This is a genomic window from Salinicola aestuarinus, from assembly GCF_003206645.1.
In the GTDB taxonomy this organism is placed as follows: Bacteria; Pseudomonadota; Gammaproteobacteria; order Pseudomonadales; family Halomonadaceae; genus Salinicola; species Salinicola aestuarinus.
The window spans coordinates 217,537-236,120 of sequence record NZ_PZJP01000004.1 but is presented as its reverse complement, the minus strand read 5'-3'; the positions used below and the strand labels follow the sequence as shown (position 1 = coordinate 236,120).

The 18,584-nt window shown below is 66.4% G+C and carries 20 protein-coding genes; 9 read left to right on the top strand and 11 right to left on the bottom strand.

What is annotated here, in order from left to right; all coding sequences use genetic code 11:
* Positions 1-9 precede the first annotated feature (9 nt).
* Positions 10-630, bottom strand: a complete 621-nt coding sequence (locus DOM41_RS05020) for a TRAP transporter small permease (protein WP_110685742.1) — start codon at positions 628-630, stop codon at positions 10-12.
* Between the two features lie 286 nt (positions 631-916).
* On the opposite strand from DOM41_RS05020, the gene dtd reads away from it, so the two are divergent.
* Positions 917-1,354: a D-aminoacyl-tRNA deacylase gene (dtd, locus tag DOM41_RS05015; RefSeq protein ID WP_110685741.1), complete on the top strand. Its 438-nt coding sequence runs from the start codon at positions 917-919 to the stop codon at positions 1,352-1,354.
* A gap of 115 nt (positions 1,355-1,469) precedes the next feature.
* Positions 1,470-2,246 (top strand): SDR family NAD(P)-dependent oxidoreductase, encoded by a 777-nt coding sequence (locus DOM41_RS05010; RefSeq protein ID WP_110685740.1) that lies wholly within the window; start codon positions 1,470-1,472, stop codon positions 2,244-2,246.
* A gap of 169 nt (positions 2,247-2,415) precedes the next feature.
* Here DOM41_RS05010 and DOM41_RS05005 read toward each other — a convergent pair whose 3' ends face one another.
* Positions 2,416-4,332 (bottom strand): ATP-binding cassette domain-containing protein, encoded by a 1,917-nt coding sequence (locus DOM41_RS05005; protein ID WP_110685739.1) that lies wholly within the window; start codon positions 4,330-4,332, stop codon positions 2,416-2,418.
* Between the two features lie 93 nt (positions 4,333-4,425).
* Here DOM41_RS05005 and DOM41_RS05000 point away from each other — a divergent pair, with 93 nt between their 5' ends.
* Entirely contained in the window at positions 4,426-4,935 is a 510-nt protein-coding gene (locus DOM41_RS05000; RefSeq protein WP_110685738.1) for a TIGR02444 family protein, read from the top strand.
* A 99-nt stretch (positions 4,936-5,034) separates the two neighbouring features.
* Positions 5,035-5,772 (top strand): BamJ family beta-barrel-assembly machinery protein, encoded by a 738-nt coding sequence (gene bamJ, locus DOM41_RS04995; protein WP_110685737.1) that lies wholly within the window; start codon positions 5,035-5,037, stop codon positions 5,770-5,772.
* A gap of 100 nt (positions 5,773-5,872) precedes the next feature.
* On the opposite strand, the gene DOM41_RS04990 is transcribed toward bamJ, so the two are convergent.
* Positions 5,873-6,436, bottom strand: a complete 564-nt coding sequence (locus DOM41_RS04990; protein WP_157956840.1) for a hypothetical protein — start codon at positions 6,434-6,436, stop codon at positions 5,873-5,875.
* Positions 6,437-6,559: 123 nt separating this feature from the next.
* Here DOM41_RS04990 and DOM41_RS04985 point away from each other — a divergent pair, with 123 nt between their 5' ends.
* Positions 6,560-7,480 (top strand): AEC family transporter, encoded by a 921-nt coding sequence (locus DOM41_RS04985; RefSeq protein WP_110685735.1) that lies wholly within the window; start codon positions 6,560-6,562, stop codon positions 7,478-7,480.
* Between the two features lie 259 nt (positions 7,481-7,739).
* Here the strand turns inward: DOM41_RS04985 and DOM41_RS04980 are convergent, their stop codons facing one another.
* Positions 7,740-8,696, bottom strand: a complete 957-nt coding sequence (locus DOM41_RS04980) for a LysR substrate-binding domain-containing protein (protein ID WP_110685734.1) — start codon at positions 8,694-8,696, stop codon at positions 7,740-7,742.
* Between the two features lie 84 nt (positions 8,697-8,780).
* Here DOM41_RS04980 and DOM41_RS04975 point away from each other — a divergent pair, with 84 nt between their 5' ends.
* Entirely contained in the window at positions 8,781-9,701 is a 921-nt protein-coding gene (locus DOM41_RS04975) for a DMT family transporter (RefSeq protein ID WP_110685733.1), read from the top strand.
* A 68-nt stretch (positions 9,702-9,769) separates the two neighbouring features.
* On the opposite strand, the gene trmB is transcribed toward DOM41_RS04975, so the two are convergent.
* The 4 genes from trmB to DOM41_RS04955 form a co-directional block, all read right to left on the bottom strand.
* The gene (gene trmB / locus DOM41_RS04970; protein ID WP_110685732.1) at positions 9,770-10,564 is read right to left on the bottom strand and encodes a tRNA (guanosine(46)-N7)-methyltransferase TrmB; all 795 of its coding nucleotides are present in this window, start codon (positions 10,562-10,564) and stop codon (positions 9,770-9,772) included.
* Between the two features lie 61 nt (positions 10,565-10,625).
* Positions 10,626-11,423, bottom strand: coding sequence for a thiazole synthase (locus DOM41_RS04965; RefSeq protein WP_110685731.1), 798 nt, complete (start codon positions 11,421-11,423; stop codon positions 10,626-10,628).
* Positions 11,424-11,479: 56 nt separating this feature from the next.
* Entirely contained in the window at positions 11,480-11,680 is a 201-nt protein-coding gene (gene thiS, locus DOM41_RS04960) for a sulfur carrier protein ThiS (RefSeq protein ID WP_110685730.1), read from the bottom strand.
* A 70-nt stretch (positions 11,681-11,750) separates the two neighbouring features.
* On the bottom strand, positions 11,751-13,259 hold the full coding sequence (locus DOM41_RS04955) for an alanine/glycine:cation symporter family protein (RefSeq protein ID WP_110685729.1): 1,509 nt from the start codon (positions 13,257-13,259) through the stop codon (positions 11,751-11,753).
* Between the two features lie 205 nt (positions 13,260-13,464).
* Between DOM41_RS04955 and DOM41_RS04950 the strand changes: the two genes are divergently transcribed.
* The gene (locus tag DOM41_RS04950) at positions 13,465-13,884 is read left to right on the top strand and encodes a DUF423 domain-containing protein (RefSeq protein ID WP_110685728.1); all 420 of its coding nucleotides are present in this window, start codon (positions 13,465-13,467) and stop codon (positions 13,882-13,884) included.
* Between the two features lie 23 nt (positions 13,885-13,907).
* Here the strand turns inward: DOM41_RS04950 and DOM41_RS04945 are convergent, their stop codons facing one another.
* From DOM41_RS04945 to DOM41_RS17365, 3 genes are all read right to left on the bottom strand, one after another.
* On the bottom strand, positions 13,908-14,324 hold the full coding sequence (locus DOM41_RS04945; RefSeq protein WP_110685727.1) for a PaaI family thioesterase: 417 nt from the start codon (positions 14,322-14,324) through the stop codon (positions 13,908-13,910).
* A 236-nt stretch (positions 14,325-14,560) separates the two neighbouring features.
* A complete protein-coding gene (locus DOM41_RS04940; RefSeq protein WP_110685726.1) occupies positions 14,561-16,741 on the bottom strand; it encodes a malate synthase G in 2,181 nt (726 codons plus the stop codon).
* A gap of 187 nt (positions 16,742-16,928) precedes the next feature.
* A complete protein-coding gene (locus DOM41_RS17365) occupies positions 16,929-17,072 on the bottom strand; it encodes a hypothetical protein (protein ID WP_157956839.1) in 144 nt (47 codons plus the stop codon).
* Between DOM41_RS17365 and DOM41_RS04935 the strand changes: the two genes are divergently transcribed.
* Entirely contained in the window at positions 17,071-18,081 is a 1,011-nt protein-coding gene (locus tag DOM41_RS04935) for an alpha/beta hydrolase (protein WP_110685725.1), read from the top strand. The genes DOM41_RS17365 and DOM41_RS04935 overlap by 2 nt on opposite strands.
* On the top strand, positions 18,078-18,575 hold the full coding sequence (locus tag DOM41_RS04930; RefSeq protein ID WP_110685724.1) for a hypothetical protein: 498 nt from the start codon (positions 18,078-18,080) through the stop codon (positions 18,573-18,575). The genes DOM41_RS04935 and DOM41_RS04930 overlap by 4 nt, the downstream gene beginning before the upstream one ends.
* The last annotated feature ends 9 nt before the right edge of the window (positions 18,576-18,584 follow it).

Sequence of the window (18,584 nt, the reverse complement as noted above, 5' to 3'; positions counted from 1 at the left end):
CGGCGCGTCTCAGCGCTCTCGGCCGGTCGCTTGCTCGTCATCTTCCGTCGCTACCGCGACCTCGTCGTAGGTCTCTTCTTCGGTCAGCGAGCGCCAGACGCCCGGGCTGAGCACATTGCGCACGGCGGTCAGCACGTACTGAATGCCGGCCAGCGCGAAGCCCACCGGCAGTGCGAGATAGACGATCCAGAAGGGAATCTGCAGCGAGGCGCTGGTGCGTCCACGGTCGTGAAGCGCCACCACGTAGTCGACGGACTTGTAGCAGAAGTAGAACATCAGCAGGGCTGTCCCCAGCGAAATCACGATCAGCAGCGCCTTGCGCGCTCGGCCTTTCAGCTGGTCGTAGAAGGCGGACATGCTGATGTGTCGCGCGTGACGCGCCGCGTAGCCGACCCCGACGAAGGTGATCAGGACGATCAGCATTTCCGTGATTTCGTAGGTGCCGGCGATCCCCTGACTGAAGAGGATGTTGCCAACCACGTGCGCGCTCATCAAAAGCGCCATGAAGAGAATCGCCCCGGCGATCAGCGTGCGCTCGATCACACCGAGCAGCCGATCGAATGCCAGCAGCGCACCCAGCAGGCCCGTTGGACGCGGCTCGTCGCCCCGGGGAGAAGAGGTTGAGTCCATGTATGTTGTCCTTGTCGTGAATGTTTTCCTTTACCTGAAAACGACGCGACAAGAGAGTAGCGCGAGACGGTCAATACGCTACGTTTCGTCCCGGCCATCCGTCTCGAAGCGATCTCTTTTATAACAAGAGGGCCGTCACCATTGCCACCGGATCGCCTTGCCGGAGAGGACGGAAACGGTGCGCTCAGCCTTTTCAACCAGATCGCTCATGCTAGGCTAGACCCCGTTCCCACGCGGCCTGTCCCGGCTTCCCGATCACCGATTCCCGACAGAGACGACACGATTCATGCGAGCGCTCGTTCAACGCGTCACGAAAGCCTCGGTCACCGTCGACGACACGGTGGTCGGCCAGATCGATCACGGCATGCTCGCTCTGATTGGCGTGGAGGCCGATGACGATGCCGCCCGCGCCGACAAGCTGCTGCACAAGCTGCTGCACTACCGGATGTTCGCCGATGACGACGGACGCATGAACTGCAACCTCCAGCAGGTCGAGGGCGGGCTGCTGCTGGTCTCGCAGTTCACGCTGGTCGCCAGTACCGCCAAGGGACTGCGTCCCAGCTTCTCCAGCGCCGCGCCGCCGGCGCACGGCCGCGCCCTGTTCGAGCACCTGGTCGACGCTGCCGGCCGCGCCTGGCCCCACATGGCGACCGGGCGCTTCGGCGCCGACATGCAGGTCGCACTGGTCAACGACGGGCCGGTGACCTTCATGCTCGAGACCTGATCGACTCAGGCCCACAGGACTCCAGTGACGACCCCACGGGCCACTGCGTGATGACTCAGGCCGGCCCCGCCGGCGTCGACAACGGCTTCGTGCCATAGCAAGGATAGAGACGACGATGACGATGCCTTTAGCCATCATCACCGGCGGCGCCCAGGGAATCGGGTGCGCGACGGTCGAGCGGTTTCTCAACGCGGGGTGGCGAGTCGCCGCGCTGGACCGCGACCCGCAGGCGGTTGCCGAACTCGACGAACGCTTCCCCGACCAACCGCTGTTCGCCATGGCGGTCGACGTCAGCGACGAGGCGCAGGTCAAGGAGGTGTTTCAACACATCAGCGGCTGGCAGCAAGAGGGCGACCAGAGTGAGGGGATCGATCTGCTGGTGAACAACGCCGGCCTCGCCGACCCCGAGTGCGGTCCGATCGAGGCGCTCTCGCTCGACAACTGGCGGCTGTGGCAGGAGAGCCACCTGACCGGTGCCTTCCTCTGCACCCGCGCCTCGGTGCCGGGGCTTCGCAAGCGCCAGGGCGCGATCGTCAATATCGCATCCACCCGCGCGCTGCAGTCCGAGCCGCACTGCGAGTCCTACGCCGCTGCCAAGGGCGGGCTGCTCTCGATGACCCACGCCCTGGCCGTGAGCCTGGGGCCGGACGTGCGCGTCAACGCTATCTGTCCCGGCTGGATCGAGACCGGGCCATGGCAGAAGCAGGCCAACCGCACCCAACCCGAACACCGCGACGTCGACCGGGAGCAGCATCCGGTGGGGCGGGTTGGCGAACCGGAGGATGTCGCCGACACCGTCGTCTTTCTCGCCAGCGACAGGGCCGGCTTCATCACCGGCCAGCACATCAGTGTCGACGGCGGCATGACCCGCAAAATGATCTACGCCGACTAATCAAAACCGGATAGCCGGACGCAAAACGGGCCGCCAAAAGTGTGGCGGCCCGTTCAGAATCGGCAAGGCGACATTGTCAGTGGCCTGGAGTCGTATTCATAGACGCCGACCTCCCTGACCGCTGCCAATGACACTCAATACCCGCCGATGACCGCCGTCAGCCGATAGCTCAGGGGGCGGTAAGCTGTGCCTGCATCTCCTCAAGCGCCTCTTCGGCCTCCATCCAAGCCTGCTCATCACTTTCAAGACGCGCCTTCCACTCGCCCTGCTCGCGCAAAAGCTCTGTCAGCCGCGCTTTCTGAGCGGCCTCATACACCGCGGGGTCCGCCAGCTTCTCTTCGACCGCCTCCAGTGCCTTCTGGGCCTTCTCCATCGATTTCTCGGCGGCATCGCGGCGCTTGCGCAACGGCTTGGTCTGCTCTCGAAGCTCAGCGGCGGCGCGCCGGGCGGCCTTGCGATCGCCCCCCTCGACCGCGGGCTTCTCTTCGCTGGCCTGACGCTCGCGCTTGAGTGCCGTCTCGCGCTCCTTGAGCCAGGCGTGGTAATCGTCCAGGTCGCCATCGAAGGGCACCACTCGGCCCTCGGCGACGCGCCAGAAGGCATCCACGCTCGAACGCAGCAGGTGGCGATCGTGAGAGACGATCACCACCGCGCCGTCGTACTCGGCAAGCGCTTCGGCGAGCGCTTCGCGCATGTCGAGATCGAGGTGGTTGGTGGGCTCGTCGAGCAGCAGCAGGTTGGGTTTCTCCCACGCCACCAGCGACAGCGCCAGACGCGCTTTTTCGCCGCCGGAGAAGCGCCCGACGTTGCCAAAGACATCGTCGCCGCGGAACCCGAAGCCACCGAGAAAGTCGCGAATCGACTGATCGCTCGCCGTGGGCGAGAGCCGCTGTACGTGCGTGAACGGTGTCGCGGTGACGTCGAGGTGTTCGAGCTGATGCTGGGCGAAATAGCCGACGACGAGATTCTCGCCGGGCACTCGCTCCCCGGCCTGTGGTGAAAGATCGCCGATCATTGTCTTGATCAGGGTGGACTTGCCGGCCCCGTTGGGACCGAGCAGCCCGATCCGCTCCCCCGGCGAAATCGACACGCGCACATTGTCGAGTACGCTTCGCTCGCCATAGCCCAGCTCGGCCCGGTCCAGCGACAGCAGCGGCGTCGAGGTCTTGTCGGCGCAGGGCAGACGAAAGCGGAACGGCGAGTCGGCGCGGGCGGCAGCGATGGTCCCCATGCGCTCGAGCATCTTCAGCCGGCTCTGGGCCTGGCGCGCCTTGGTCGCCTTGGCGCGGAAGCGATCGACGAAGCGTTCGATCTCGGCGCGCCGCGCCTGCTGCTTCTCGTACTCCGCCTGCTGCTGCGCCTGGCGCTCGGCCCGGGCACGCTCAAAAGCGCTGTAGTGACCGCGGTAGAGCGTCAGTTTCGCCTGATCGATATGCAGGATGTGGTCGCACACCGCATCGAGGAAATCGCGGTCGTGTGAGATCAGCATCAGCGTGCCGGGATAACGTGTCAGCCACTGCTCGAGCCACACCAGGGCATCGAGATCGAGGTGGTTGGTCGGCTCGTCGAGGAGCAGAATCTCGGAGGGCGTGAACAGCGTGCGTGCCAGTCCCACCCGCATCCGCCAACCGCCGGAGAAGTCCGCCAGCGGACGGTAGAGATCGTTCTGCCCAAAGCCGAGCCCGGCGAGCAGCTGCTCGGCACGGGCGCGGGCGGTGTAGCCATCGAGGGCGTCGATCTGACCGTGCAGCGCCGCCTCGCGGTCGCTATCGCCCTGCTGCTGTGCCGCGGCCAGCGCCGCTTCCGCCTCACGCAGCGCGTAGTCGCCGTCGAGCACGAACTCGGCCAGCGGCCGGTCGATCGCCGACACTTCCTGGGCCATGTGGGCGATGCGCTTGCCGCCGGCGATCTCGATACTGCCGGCGTCGGCGACCAGTTCCCCGCGCAGCAGCGCGAACAGGCTCGATTTGCCGGCGCCATTGGCACCGACGATGCCCACCTTGTGGCCTTCGTGGAGCACCAGATCGGCATCCTCGATCAGCCGGCGGGTGCCACGTTGCAGGGCGAGTTGGCGCAGTGCGATCATGCCGGACTCCGGAGCGCGTCGAATGAGGCGCACAGTCTACCAGCCCGCCGCGCTCGACACTTCCCGGCCAACGGCCGCAGATCACGAGATCGCATGCCCCACGCTCCGCTGTCTCTCTGGTCCTTTGCCCTCGAGCGCTACGCGCGCCCGGGCACCGAGACGCTGTGCCTCGAACTCCAGGACGGCCACGGTCTGGATGTCTGCGAGCTGCTCTGGTCCGCCTGGCTCGCCGAGCGCGAGCTGGCCGTCGCCACCGAGGCGCCGACGCAACTGGAACCGATCCGCCGCTGGCAGGCCGAGATGACCCAGCCACTGCGTGAACGCCGCCGAGCGCTCAAGCCACTGGTCGCCGCCACCCCCTCCCTCGATGACCTGCGCCAGACCCTCAAACGTGCCGAGCTAGAGGCCGAGCGGGAGACGCTGCGCCGACTGGAGGCGCTGTCGGCGGGCACGCCCGCGGTGCCGACGTCGCCGGTGGCGCTGGCGCTGGCCAACTGCCAACGCCTGGGCACTCTCGACGCCGCCGCTTACCCCGCGTTACGCCAGCTGATGACGCGCTGGCTCGAAAAATCACCGGATGCGGAACCCAACGGGCCTTGCTAGAGTCCTAGACCCGTGATCCCGCCGATGTTTTGGGCTATTTCCCGGCGCTTGACTCGCCACTCTGCCGACATCGGCTTCTCATCAACGCAAGGAATTCGCATGAAACGTTTGGTAACCGCTGTCGCCCTCGGCAGCCTCGTGACGCTGCCGCTGACCGCTCTCGCACAGGACAGCGCCGACCTCGACAGCGATCAGGCGAAGCTGAGCTACAGCCTTGGCGCCACGCTGGGTCAGGGCATGAAGCAGGACTTCGAGGATCTCGACGTCGACGCCTTCGCCGCGGCGATGCGCGATATCTATGACGACAACGACCTGCAGATGAACAAGCAGGCGATCTCCGACACGCTCGAGCAGTATCAGCAGCAGAAGCAGGCCGAGCTCGCCGCCGAACAGCAGAAGATCGCCGACGACAACCGCCAGGCGAGTGAAGACTTTCTGGCCGAGAATGCCGAGAAGGACGGCGTGAAGACCACCGATTCCGGGCTGCAGTATGAAGAGCTCGAGTCCGGCGACGGCGAATCCCCGAGTCAGGACGACACGGTCAAGGTCAACTACGAAGGCACGCTGCCTGACGGCACCGTCTTCGACAGCTCCTACGAGCGCGGCCAGCCGGCCTCGTTCAAGGTCGGCCAGGTGATCCCCGGCTGGCAAGAAGCGCTTAAGATGATGGAGGTCGGTGACACCTGGCGTATCACGGTTCCGTCGGATCTCGCCTACGGCACCGCCGGCACCGGCCGCGGCGGCCCGATCGGTCCGAACCAGGCGCTGCAGTTCAAGGTCGAGCTGCTCGCGGTTAACCCGGACCAGAACGACGACGGCAACGACAGCGACGACTGATCCGTCGACCGCTGACGCCTGCCACTCTCGCGAACGCCGACCTTCGGGTCGGCGTTCGCGTTTCCGACACCGGCATCATCCGGCACCGGCGCGTGGGGCATCAGTCAGCGATCCAGAGACAGCGGGCCGTCTCCCCCTGACGCGCCTCGCGCCGCTCGCGGGCATGCGTGAGCGAATCGGTGTCGAAGTCGAACCAGCTGCCACGCCACCACGACTCGCTCTGCACCGACACCTGTGCCCGCCAGACGTCGATGTGATCGCTGCAGACCCCGAGATCGCCGTAGCCGACATAACTACCATCGTCCTGGCGCGAAAGCGCAAAGCGCTGGGAGTGGACGTTGGCATCGCGGCCGATGAACTCGACGTCGACCGCCTCCGGCTCGACCCCACTGACGTTGACCTCGAACACCAGCGAGCTGGCGTCGTCCGCCTCCCGCAGTGAGAACGAGAGCGCCGCCCCGACCCCGAGGCCGGCGCTGCAGCCGGCTACCGTGTCGAGTCGCTCACATCCCTGTGCCGGTGGATACCAGGTCACCTCATGCGTGGTTTCACGCAGGTAGTAGTCGAGCAGATACCAGAGGGCGATCACGATCGTTGCCAGCGTCACCCCAATCAGCAGATTGAGCATTCGCGGTCGATGAGTTTCCTCTTCATGAGCGAGCATGGACTTTCGAAGACTCCAGGCGGTGAAGATTTGCCGATAAACTCGGGGCCCACGCGTGGGAGTGGATCGGCGCGTCGCCGATCACTGGATGTCTCACGCCGACGACCCGTAACAGGAAGCGCCATGATCGACGTCGCCCACGCCCTGGGGCCTCTTTTCCTGCTGATTCTACTCGGTGCAGCGCTCGGTTGGGCACGTTTTCCCGGCGGTGACTTCTGGCCTCGCCTCGAACGTCTCATCTACTACCTGCTGTTTCCCGCCATGCTGGTGGCGACCCTGGCCGAGGCCGACGTCCATCAGGTGCCGGTGCTGCGTCTGGCGAGCGTCGTGCTCGGCGGCATGCTGCTGCTCTCCGGCGGTCTCTGGCTCGCCCGCAAGCCCCTGGCCCTGGACGCCCCCGCGTTCACCTCGGTCTTTCAGGGCGTGGCGCGCTTCAACACCTACGTCGGGGTCGCCGGGGCGGCGGCGCTCCACGGGACCACCGGGGCGACCGTGGCCGCTGTGACCGTGGCGCTGATGGTCCCGCTGGCCAACGTGCTCTGCGTGCTGGCCTTTATCGCCTCCGGCACGCTGGGCCGGGCGGGGCTTGGCCGCAGCGCCCTGGCGCTGGCACGTAACCCGCTGATTCTGGCCTGCCTCCTCGGCGTCGCGCTTAACGTCACGGGCCTGGGACTTCCCGGCTGGAGCGCCGGCGCGATCGGTCTGCTCGGCGGTGCGGCGCTGCCGCTGGGGCTGATCGCCGTGGGGGTCGCGCTGCGTCCGCAGGCGCTACTGCGCGCGGGCCGCGCCTTCTGGGTATCGAGCGCGCTCAAACTGCTGGCGACGCCGCTGATCGCCGCGGGGCTCGCCAGTCTCGTTGGCCTGGAAGGGGTGAACCGCGACGTGGCGCTGCTCTTCGCGGCCCTGCCGACGGCGACCTCGGCCTACATTCTGGCGCGTCAGCTCGGTGGGGACGCCTCGCTGATGGCAGCCATCATCACCGGTCAGACACTGCTGGCCGGACTCACGCTGCCGCTCTGGCTTCCGCTACTCGGTGTGGGATGAGGGCGGAATGCAACGCGGCACAGATGCGAATAAAAAATATTCTCGTTTCGCTTGCAAAGCTAAATGAGAATGATTACTTTTAAGACGTGGCGTCGCCAAACGCCACTAACCACAGCAGCGAATGTCAGGTTCCTGCCATGGTTATCTCCTCATCAAGCTAGTCACGGTCCTTAGTGCCGCCCTGCCCAGGGCGGCTTTTTTTCGTCTCGCCGACGCCGCTTTCCGCCGCCGGCAACACTGCGCCCGTGTCGCCCCTCCCTCAGCGACGCGATGCGCCCGGCTTCATTCCGCCACGACCGTTACCATGGCGCTCGCTGAGCGAATCGGTCTGCCACGGGCCACGCCCCAGCAGCCGCTCACGCAATAGCGTGGCCAGCGCTTCGACCGCGGAGCGCGACGTCGCGTCGATAGCGCGGGCGAAGTGCAGCCGAGCCTCGCACTGGCGAAGCGGTGGCATGTCATCGGCCTCACCCAGCGAACGCATCGCCGTGGTCAGACGCTCGCGGTCGATCACACCAATCGCCATGCCGGCTTCGATCGCTTTCTCCACGGCGTGAATGCTGGTGCTGGTGAAGAGCGCGCGCCATGGTCGCTGCTCCGCCTCCAGTGCATCGATCGCCAGTTGCCGATAGGGACACTCCATCGGGTGCACGGCGAGCGGCAGGATGGGGTCGAGATGCAGCACGCCATAGCTGGGGGCGGCCCAGACCGGCTCCGGATGCCACAGCGTCTCGCCGTGGGCCAGCCCTTCGGCACCGTCGAGCACAATGGCCAGATCGACCTGCTGACGCTTGAGCGCGCGTGCCAGACGTCCGCTGGTGTCGGTGGTGACGTCGAGCAGAACGCCGGGGTAGCGCGCCATGAACTGCGGCAGGGTATCGTCGAGCAGCTCGCGGGCGTAGTCCTCGGGAATACCGAGGCGCACCCGTCCGCTTAGACGCTCGCCATTGAACCGACTGACCAGCGTATCGTGAACCCGCATCAGCTCCCGCGCCTCGCGCTGCAGGATCTCCCCACTCGGCGTCAGCGTCACGCCTCGCGGGCCGCGCTCGAACAGCCGCGACTCGAGCTCCGTCTCGAGACGCTTGATCTGCATGCTGATGGCGCTGAGCGTGCGGTGACGAATCTCCGCCGCTGCGGCCAGCGACCCGGACTGCGCCACCACTTCGAAGGTTCTGAGCAGCTCGAGATCCAGCGTTGCGCCGCCTTCAATCATATTGAACCCCTCATTAATATTTATTCGATTTATTGAACGCTCCCTCAGGACCAGACTCAAGCCCTAACGAGAGGGAGGTTCAACATGCGTACCCCAATGTCCACCGTCGGGCTCATGGTCGGTTTCGTAATCTGCTGGAGCTCGGGATTCATCGGCAGCCGGCTGGCGAGCGATGCGCCCATGGCCGCGCTCGACCTGTTCACTTGGCGATTTCTGCTGGCGACCGCCATTGCACTAACGGTCTGTCTGGCGTGTCGAGTGCGCGGCGTGAGTCTTTACGCCGTGGTGCTCGAGATGGGCGTGGGGGCGCTGACGATGGGGGGATATCTGCTTGGGGTACTGCTCGCGGTGGACGCTGGCGTCAGCACCGGCGCCACGGCTCTGATCACCGCCCAGCAACCGCTGCTGGCGGCGGCCATCGCGACAATCTGCCTGCGCGAACGAATTGGCCTGCTGGGCTGGGCGGGACTGGCGGTCGCCGCTGGCGGCGTCGCACTCTGCGTGGTCGGTGACTGGCGCAGTGCCGGCGGCGCGGCAGCGTGGGCGTATGCGCTGCCGCTGCTGTCGGTGGTCAGCGTGACGCTCGGCAGCGTGCTCGCCTCTCGCTTTCCGTCCGGGCTCAGCATGGCGCCCTCGCTCACCGCCCAGCTCGGCGCAGCCAGCCTCGTCTTTCTTGCCGCCGCCGGCATCGGTGGCGACCTGAGCTGGCCGACGGGCATGACGCTTGCCGACACCAAGACGCTCGGCTGGCTGGTCGTGCTCTCCAGCTTCGGCGGCTACGGCTTCTTCACCGCCTGCCTGCGTCGCGTCGGCTTGACCACCGTCTCCAGCGCCATCTTCCTGACGCCGCCGGTGACGCTGCTATGGGCAATGTGGATGTTCGGCGAGCCGGTCGCCATGCTTCAGATGGGCGGTATCGCCCTGGCGATGCTTGGGGTGGCGGCGTCGCTGCTGGCCCGCAACCCGGAGACGCGCCATCAGATTCAGGACGCGGTCACGCCCTGAGCCGGCTGGGAGGGGCGCACCGGGCTGTCACCAGACGCCGATGCGCGCCGCCGGTACGGTCTAGCCCGTTAGACGCGGCGGAAAATCAGATCCCACACCCCGTGGCCGAGTTTCTCGCCACGGGTCTCGAACTTGGTCAGCGGGCGAAACTCGGGGCGTGCAACGAACGGTGCCGTCTCAACGGGGGCGGTGTTGACCAACCCCGGCGCCTCGGCCATCACCTCGGCCATGTGCTCGGCGTAGGCCTCCCAGTCGGTCGCCATGTGCAGCGTGCCGCCGGGCTTGAGCCGAGTGCGCACCAGCTCGACGAACGGTAGCTGCACGATCCGGCGCTTGTGGTGCTTCTTCTTCGGCCACGGGTCGGGGAAGAAGAGCTGCAGGGTGTCGAGACTCGCCGCCGGCAGGCAGTCCGCCAGCACCGCCAGCGCATCTTCTCGATAGACACGCAGGTTGGTCAGCCCGCGCTTGTCCGCTTCGTCCAGCAGCTTTCCCACGCCCGGCGCGTGGACTTCGATACCGATGAAGTCGGTCTCGGGATTCGCCTCGGCCTGCGCGATCAGCGACTGGCCCATGCCGAAACCGATTTCGACCACGCGCGGCGCCTGACGGCCGAAAAGCGCGTCGAGATCCTGCAGGCCCTGGTCGAGCGTTAGCCCCAGCCGTGGCCAGACCTCGCTCAGCCCGCGCTCCTGCGCGGCCGTCATTCGCCCCGCGCGCAGCACGTAGCTCTTGATACCGCGATGCGGCTTGGCCGTCTCGGCGGTGGCGTCGACGCTGTCCGGCGTGACGTCATCGTTCGTCGGTGCGTCGACATCGGTATCGACGCTGCGGGGACGGTTGTCGGGGGTCGAGTTGTCAGTCATGCGGTGGCTGCGTGGCGCTCTTGTCGATAAGGGGGAGGTCGCCGCCGTCGCGGCGACCGCGTCAGGCGTTGATACGCCCGGCGAAGGGGGAGGATGGCGAGGCGCTGGCACGGCGCGGCATACGCTCGGCGAGAAAGGCCTCGCGGCCCGCTTCGATCGCCTTGCGCATGGCGCTTGCCATCAGCACCGGCTGCTTGGCATGGGCGATGGCGGAGTTCATCAGCACGCCATCGCAACCCATCTCCATGGCGAGCGCCGCATCCGAGGCCGTGCCGATACCGGCATCCACCAGCACCGGCACCTCGGCATGCTCGAGGATCAGCGCGAGTGTGGCCGGATTGAGCAGGCCATTGCCGGAGCCGATCAACGAGCCCAGCGGCATCACCGCACAGCAGCCGCGCTTCTCGAGCTCCTTGGCGACGATCGGGTCGTCGCTGGTGTAGACCATGACGTCGAAACCGTCATTGACCAGCGTTTCCGCGGCCGCCAGCGTCTCGGTGACGTTGGGATAGAGTGTCTTTTCGTCGCCGAGCACCTCGAGCTTGACGAGGTTATGGCCATCGAGCAGCTCCCGCGCCAGCCGGCAGGTGCGCACCGCATCCTTGGCGGTGTAGCAGCCCGCCGTATTCGGCAGCAGGGTGTAGCGCGACGGCGGAATCGCATCGAGCAGGTTGGCCTCGTCCGGGTTCTGGCCGAGATTGGTGCGGCGCACGGCGAAGGTGACGACGTCGGCGCCGCTCGCCTCGATGGCAGTGGCCGTCTCGTCGAAATCGCGATACTTGCCGGTGCCGACGAGCAGGCGCGAGGCAAAGCGGCGGCCGGCAACGATCAGCGGCGAATCATGGGGGGCAGATGACATGGAAGAGTCTCCAGACGGCAGCGATAAATGGCGAGGTCGGCGAGGCGATGCGTCGCTCAGCCGCCGCCGATGGCATGAACCACTTCCACGCGATCGCCGTCGCTGAGCGGCGTCTCGGCGTGAAGGCTGCGCGGCACGATCTCCTCGTTGACCTCGATGGCGATCCGGCGCCCGCCGAGCCCCAGCGACTCGATCAGGGTGGCAAGCGTCGCCTCGGGCTCCAGGCGGTGCGGTTCACCGTTGAGCTGAATCTGCATGATGGCTCCGTCGCGGGACTGCGGCGCGTTACCACAGTTAACGCGCCGCATTGTAATCCCTCAGCGCGGCTCAGGCATCCTTGCGCGACTTGGCAGGCTCTTGTGGCTCGCTCTCTCTGGGCGGCCAGACGTCGGCGTCGACCTGCTCGGGACGTTTGAGCACGCCCTTGGGATCGAAGACCGGCTCGCGGATGCCGTCCCGGCGCTGACGCTCGTAGTCCTTGAGCACGCGCAGCGCGATCGGGCAGAGCAGCAGGATCGCAAAGAGGTTGGTGGTCGCCATCAGCCCCATCGCCAGATCCGCGAAGTCCCACACGAACGAGAGCTGTGCGACCGAACCGATCATCACCATCGCCAGCACGGCGATGCGCAGCACCGCGACCGCGAGCTTGGCGCGACGCTGGAACAGATACTCGATATTGATCTGCGAAAACGAGAAGTTGGCGATGATCGAGGTGAAGGCGAACAGGAAGATGGCAATCGCGATAAAGATCTCACCGAAGCTGCCCAGGTGATCGACCATCGCATCCTGGGTGAGCTGGATGCCCACGATGTCCTGACCCGGCGAGTCGCTCATCAGGCGCTCGTAGACCCCGGAGAGCAGGATCACCACCGCGGTGCAGCTACAGATCACCAGGGTATCGATGAAGACGCCGAAGGACTGCACCAGCCCCTGTGCCGCCGGATGCTTGACGTCCGCCTGGGCGGCGGCGTTCGGCGCCGACCCCATGCCCGCCTCGTTGGAGAACAGTCCGCGCTTGATGCCGTTCTCCATGGCGATCTTGATCGAATAGCCGACTGCACCGCCGACGGCCGGACCGAAGCCGAAAGCGCTCTTGACGATCAGCGCGAGCATCGCCGGCACCTCGGAGAGGTTCATGAACAGCACCCACAGCGCCACCAGCAGATAGCCGATCGCCATCACCGGGACGATCTTCTCGGCGGTGCGCGCCACCGACTTCAGCCCGCCGTAGATGACCAGCGCGGCCATTACCACCAGCACCAGACCGGTGACCCAATGGGGGATCGAGAACGCTTTATCCATCCCCTGGGCGATGGTGTTGGACTGGGCACCGTTGAAGGCGAGGCCGTAGGCGATGAGCAGAAAGACGGCGAACAGGGCACTCATCCAGCGAAAGCCGAGCGCCCGCTCGATGTAGTAGGCCGGTCCGCCACGGAAGACGCCGTCCTCGTTACGCTTCTTGTAGGTCTGCGCCAGCGTCGACTCGATGAATGCCGTCGAGAAGCCGACCAGCGCCGTCATCCACATCCAGAAGATCGCCCCGGGCCCGCCGACCCATAGCGCCAGCGCCACGCCGGCGAGGTTACCCGTCCCCACCCTGGCGGCCAGCGAGGTGGCGAACGCCTGGAAGCCGCTGACGCCGTTGCCGGAACCGCGACTGGTGAAAGTGACTCGTGCCATGTGACTAAAGAGCCGAAACTGCATGCCGCGAGTGAGAATGGTGAATAGGATGCCGGCACCCAGCAGCAGGTAGACCAGGATGTAGGTCCAGACGAAATCGCTGACGGGAGTCATGACCGAGTAGGCCGCGTCGCGGAGTGTAGTGATGAATTCCATCTTGGGATCCTTATGGAGGGCGATGACACCGACGCCGGCCCGACGCGTGGGGCGGGCGACTGCCGGGGCGGTTTTTACGCGCTAGACTGTCGGGCGTCAAATGCCGTCATGGCGCGGCTTGCAGCGACGAGCCTCCCTACCTAGGAAGTCCTGGGACGAAAGTCCTGGCGCTTCGAAAGAATAGACCGATTGGAGCGGTATCGACATGCATCGAAGGTGGCGCGAGACGCAAATCTCAGGCCTCGCCCTGGCCGTGAGCGGATTGATGGTGGTAGCGGCGGGCGCTTTTGGCGCCCACGCGCTGAGCGGCCGGGTGTCGCCGGCGTCGCTCGAGGTCTTCCAGACCGGGGTGCGCTATCAGGCATGGCACACGCTGGCGGCACTCGGCGTGTTCGCCTGGCGTCAGCAACGGGCGCTGCGCGGCCAGCTGGTCACGCTGGCGTTCTGGTTCGCCGGCATGGTGCTTTTCAGCGGTTCGCTCTATGCGCTGACCTTCGGCGCGCCTCGCCTGCTGGGCGTGGTGACCCCCGTGGGCGGGCTCTGCCTGATGGTGGGCTGGGTGATGCTCGGGGTCAGCGCCTGGCGCCAACGGCCGGCGGCGCAAGCGGCGCCGCCAGACGCCTGAACAGGGGGGCGCGGTGAGCCGCGTCAGTCATCGCGATCCGGCAGCACGTAGGTCGCGGTGACCAGCGCCACCGGCTCGTCGTCGCCGGTGGAGAAGAGCTGGACTTCACCGACGGCAAGACGCCGCCCGAGCTTCAACAGCCGGGCATTGGCGATCAGGTCGCGGTCTCCCCGCGCCCGACGCAGGAAGTGGCAGTTGATGCTGCTGGTGACCGCCATCGCTTCCGGGCCGATCTCGGCGAGGATCGCGACGTAGAGGCAGACGTCCGCCAGCCCCATGACGCAGGGCCCGGAGACGCTGGCGCCGGGGCGCAGGTGCTCGTCCTCGATGGCCAGGCTCATGGTGGCCCGTCGATGATCCACCGCCTCGATGGTGCCCTGACGGTGCGGGAAGACATCATCGAGAAAGTCCTCGATCTCGGCGGCGGTCATCACGGTCATCGGACTCTCCCGAGCGGCTCGGCAGGCGGGCGACCGAGCGAAGTGGCAGTGGATCAGCAGGGTGGAAACTGGCGCTAACGATAGCCCAAGCGCTCGAGGAGTCCCAGTCAGCCAACCCCGTGACGCCGCCGTCAGGGTGTCCGGCGGATGCGCCTCCCGATGTCTGCGCGTCCGGAGACGCAAAAAAGCCAGCGGACGGGCCGCTGGCTTTCACGTTTGACGCCGACTCCCCGGCCTCAGTGCCTGGCTTTTTCCACCGCCCGCCAGTGATGCAGCAGCGGCTCGGTGTAGCCGGCGGGCTGTTCGCGCCCCTTGAAGATCAAATCCGATGCGGCCTGGAAGGCGCTGGAGTCGTCCAGACGGGTGTGCATTGGCGTGTAGCCGGGGTCCTTGGCGTTCTGCTCGTCGACGACTCGGGCCATGCGCGCGAGCGTCTCCCGCACGCGGGCCTCGTCGACCACGCCGTGATGCAGCCAGTTGGCGATGTGCTGACTGGAGATACGCAGCGTGGCGCGATCCTCCATCAGCCCGACATCGTGGATGTCGGGCACCTTTGAGCAGCCGACGCCGTGCTCCACCCAGCGCACCACGTAGCCGAGAATGCCCTGGCAGTTATTGTCGAGCTCCTGCTGGATCGCCGCGTCGTCCCACTGCGCGTCGGGATCGACCGGCACGCTCAGCAGCGCGTCGAGCAGATCGCTCTCGCCCTTGGCTTCGAGCTCGCGCTGGACCGCTTCGACGTCGATCTGGTGATAGTGCAGCGCATGCAGCACGGCCGCCGTGGGCGACGGCACCCAGGCGGTATTGGCGCCCGCCTTGGGGTGCCCGACCTTCTGCTCGAGCATCGCGGCCATCAGGTCCGGCATCGCCCACATGCCCTTGCCGATCTGGGCCCGGCCACGCAGCCCGCAGGCCAGCCCCACCTGCACGTTATTGCGCTCGTAGGCATCGATCCAGGCGGCGCCCTTCATGTCGCCCTTGCGCAGCATGGGGCCGGCGTTCATGGCGCTATGCATCTCGTCGCCGGTGCGATCGAGAAACCCGGTGTTGATGAACGCCACCCTCGCGGCAGCGGCGGCGATACAGGCCTTTAGGTTGATCGAGGTGCGCCGCTCCTCGTCCATGATGCCCATCTTCAGCGTGTTCTCGGCCAGCCCCAGCAGCTGTTCGACCCCGGTGAAAAGCGCGTTGGCGAAGGCGACCTCCTGCGGCCCGTGCATCTTGGGTTTGACGATGTAGACCGAGCCGGTCCGCGAGTTGCCGCTGAAGTCCGGGTCCTCGCGCTTGAGGTCATGAATCGCGATCAGCGACGTCATCACCGCGTCGAGTATCCCCTCGGGAATCTCGTTGCCCTCGCCGTCGAGAATCGCCGGGGTGGTCATCAGGTGTCCGACGTTTCGCACGAACATCAGCGAGCGCCCGGGAAGTTGCAGAGTGCCGCCGTCGGGCTGGGTGTAGACACGGTCCGGATTGAGCCGTCGGGTGGTGACCTTGCCCCCCTTGTCGATCGACTCCTCGAGATCGCCCTTCATCAGGCCCAGCCAGTTGCGATAGATCAGCGTCTTGTCGTCGGCATCCACTGCCGCCACGGAGTCCTCGCAGTCCATGATGGTGGTGATCGCCGCCTCGACCAGCACGTCCTTGATGCCGGCGCTATCCGTCTTGCCGATGGCGTCGGCGGTGTCGAACTGGATCTCCAGATGCAGATCGTGATGCGACAGCAGCACGGCGTCCGGGGCCTGGGCGTCGCCCTGAAAACCGATGAAACGATCCGGGTTCTCGAGCCCGCTCTCGCGACCGCTCTCGAGCGTCACCCGAAGCCGGCCGTCGCTGATGCGGTAGGCCTTTGCCTCGGTGTGGGACCCCTCCGCCAGCGGGGCCGCGCGATCCAGCACCTGGCGGGCGTAGGCGATCACCTTCGCACCGCGCTGGGGATTGTACTCACGCCCTTTCTCGGCGCCGTCCGCTTCGCTGATCGCATCGGTCCCGTAGAGCGCGTCATACAGGCTGCCCCAGCGCGCATTGGCGGCGTTGAGGGCATAGCGCGCGTTGCTCACCGGGACGACCAGCTGCGGACCGGCCTGCCGGGCGATCTCGGCATCGACCTGGGTCGTGGTGGCGGCCACCGACGTCGGCTGGGGCTCGAGATAACCGATCTTTTCGAGAAAGGCGCGATAGGCGCCCATGTCGCGGATCTCGCCGGGGTGCTCACGATGCCAGCCATCGAGCTCGTCCTGCAGGCGCTCGCGCTCGGCCAGCAGCTCACGATTGCGCGGTGCCAGCTCGTGGACCAGGGCATCGAATCCCTGCCAGAACGTCTCGGACGCGATGCCGGTACCGGGCAACGCCTCGCTATCGATGAAGCGCTCGAGTACTCGGGCGACCTGCAGTCGGTGATGCGTCACACGCTGCGTCATGTCAGCCTCCTGTGCGGGCACGCTGGCCCTAAACGATCAGAGGGGTCCGCCACTGCCGGCGTGGCACGTGGGACAGACCGAAATGGGTGCGCCAGTGGCGCGTCGCGACGCGGCCAGGGAGGGGCCGCGTAACAATAAAACGTCGGACAAACGGCCCGCTATGGAAATCGTTTCCAGAGAGTTGACCTCAGGCCAGATAGTAGGCGTCGAGGCCCGCGATGTCGTGTTCGACCTTGGTCCATGGCGCTGTTCCACCGCAGGACCGGTAGTCAGCCACATGGCCTTGGGACGGCGCGGCGGGTAGCATGGAGATCTCAGGAGATTCGCCCATGCTCGACGTTTCGCGATTGAAGTCCCTCGGCCCGGTTCGGCGCGTCGAGCCCCCTGCCGACCCCGTGCTGCTGGCCTACCTCGACCACTACCAGTTGACCCGCCACTGGCAGGAGAACATCACGCTCTACGCCGGATTTCTGGAAGGGCGTGGTGACGGCGAGCGTCGTTTCGATCTCTGGACGCAGGTGTGGGCGCCCGCCGAGCCCCGGGGCACGATTTTCGTGGTCCACGGCTACTTCGACCATCTCGGTCTCTACGGTCACCTGCTCGAGCGGCTGCTGTCACTCGGCTGGCAGGTGGTGATGTGGGACCTGCCCGGCCACGGGCTCTCGAGTGGCGCGCGGGCGAGCATCGACGACTTTACCGACTACGTGCTCTGCTTCAACGACATCGAGCAGAAGATCGCGGCCCTGGGGCTGGCGCCCCGGCCGTGGCTGGCCGTCGGTCAAAGCACCGGCGGCTCGATCGTCGCCACGGATGCACTGGACCGCGGTGATGCCGCCCCCTGGGAAGGCCTTGTCTTGCTCGCACCGCTGGTGCGCCCCTGGGGCTGGAACCAGTCGCGCTGGCTGCACAGCCTGGCGAGCCCGTTCGTCTCGAGCATCGCGAGAAAGTACCGTGCCAATACCACCAACGTGGCTTTCTCCGACTTTCTGCGTCTGCACGACCCGCTGCAGGATGACCGTCTGGCGGTGGCCTGGGTCACCGCGATGCGCCGCTGGATGCCCCGGCTGCTCAAGCGCCCCCCCAGCGAGCTACCGGTGCTGATTGTGCAGGGAGAGCAGGATCTGACCGTCGACTGGAGCTTCAACCTGAAGGCGCTCAAGCGCAAGTTTCCCCGTGTCGAGATCGTGCGCCACCCGCTGGCGCGCCACCATCTGGTCAATGAGGCCGACGATATCCGCACCGAGCTGTTCGACGCGCTGTCACGCTTTCTGGTCGATTTTGCGGCCACGCACCCCAGTCACCCGCCCCGAGGCGATGACGAGGGAATGCCGCCGCCATGATACGAGGACTACTCGTATCGCTGATGCTGACGATGCTGGCCGGCTGTGCCGGAATCGCCGCGCCGCCGCCCTCGCCGCGTCAGGCGTTGAGCGATCTCGCCGAAAGCGCCGCCAGTGGATTGCTCGCCGAGCCACCCTGGCCCGCCGCGCGCACCCACGACACGGTGGTTCTGCTGCGCCCGGCCAAGGTGGACGCCGATCTGCCGATCAGCGGCGAGGCGCTCAACGAAGCGCTGGGGCGTGCGCTGCTTGCCCGCGAGACGTCGCCGCACGTGCTCGACTGGGCGCCGCGCGGCGAATGGCAAGCGAGTCCCGATCAGTGGGTCCTCCAGGCCACCCTCAGCGCCAACGCCCCGCCGCTTCGCCTCAGTGATCGCACGCTGCAGCCCTACCGTCTGCGCTTCGTGCTCTCCCAGGCCAGCGACACGGAGACGCACTGGCAGTGGCAGGCCAGCGGTGCGCTCGATCTCGACGCGCTGCCCGCACCTCGCTAGCGACGGCGC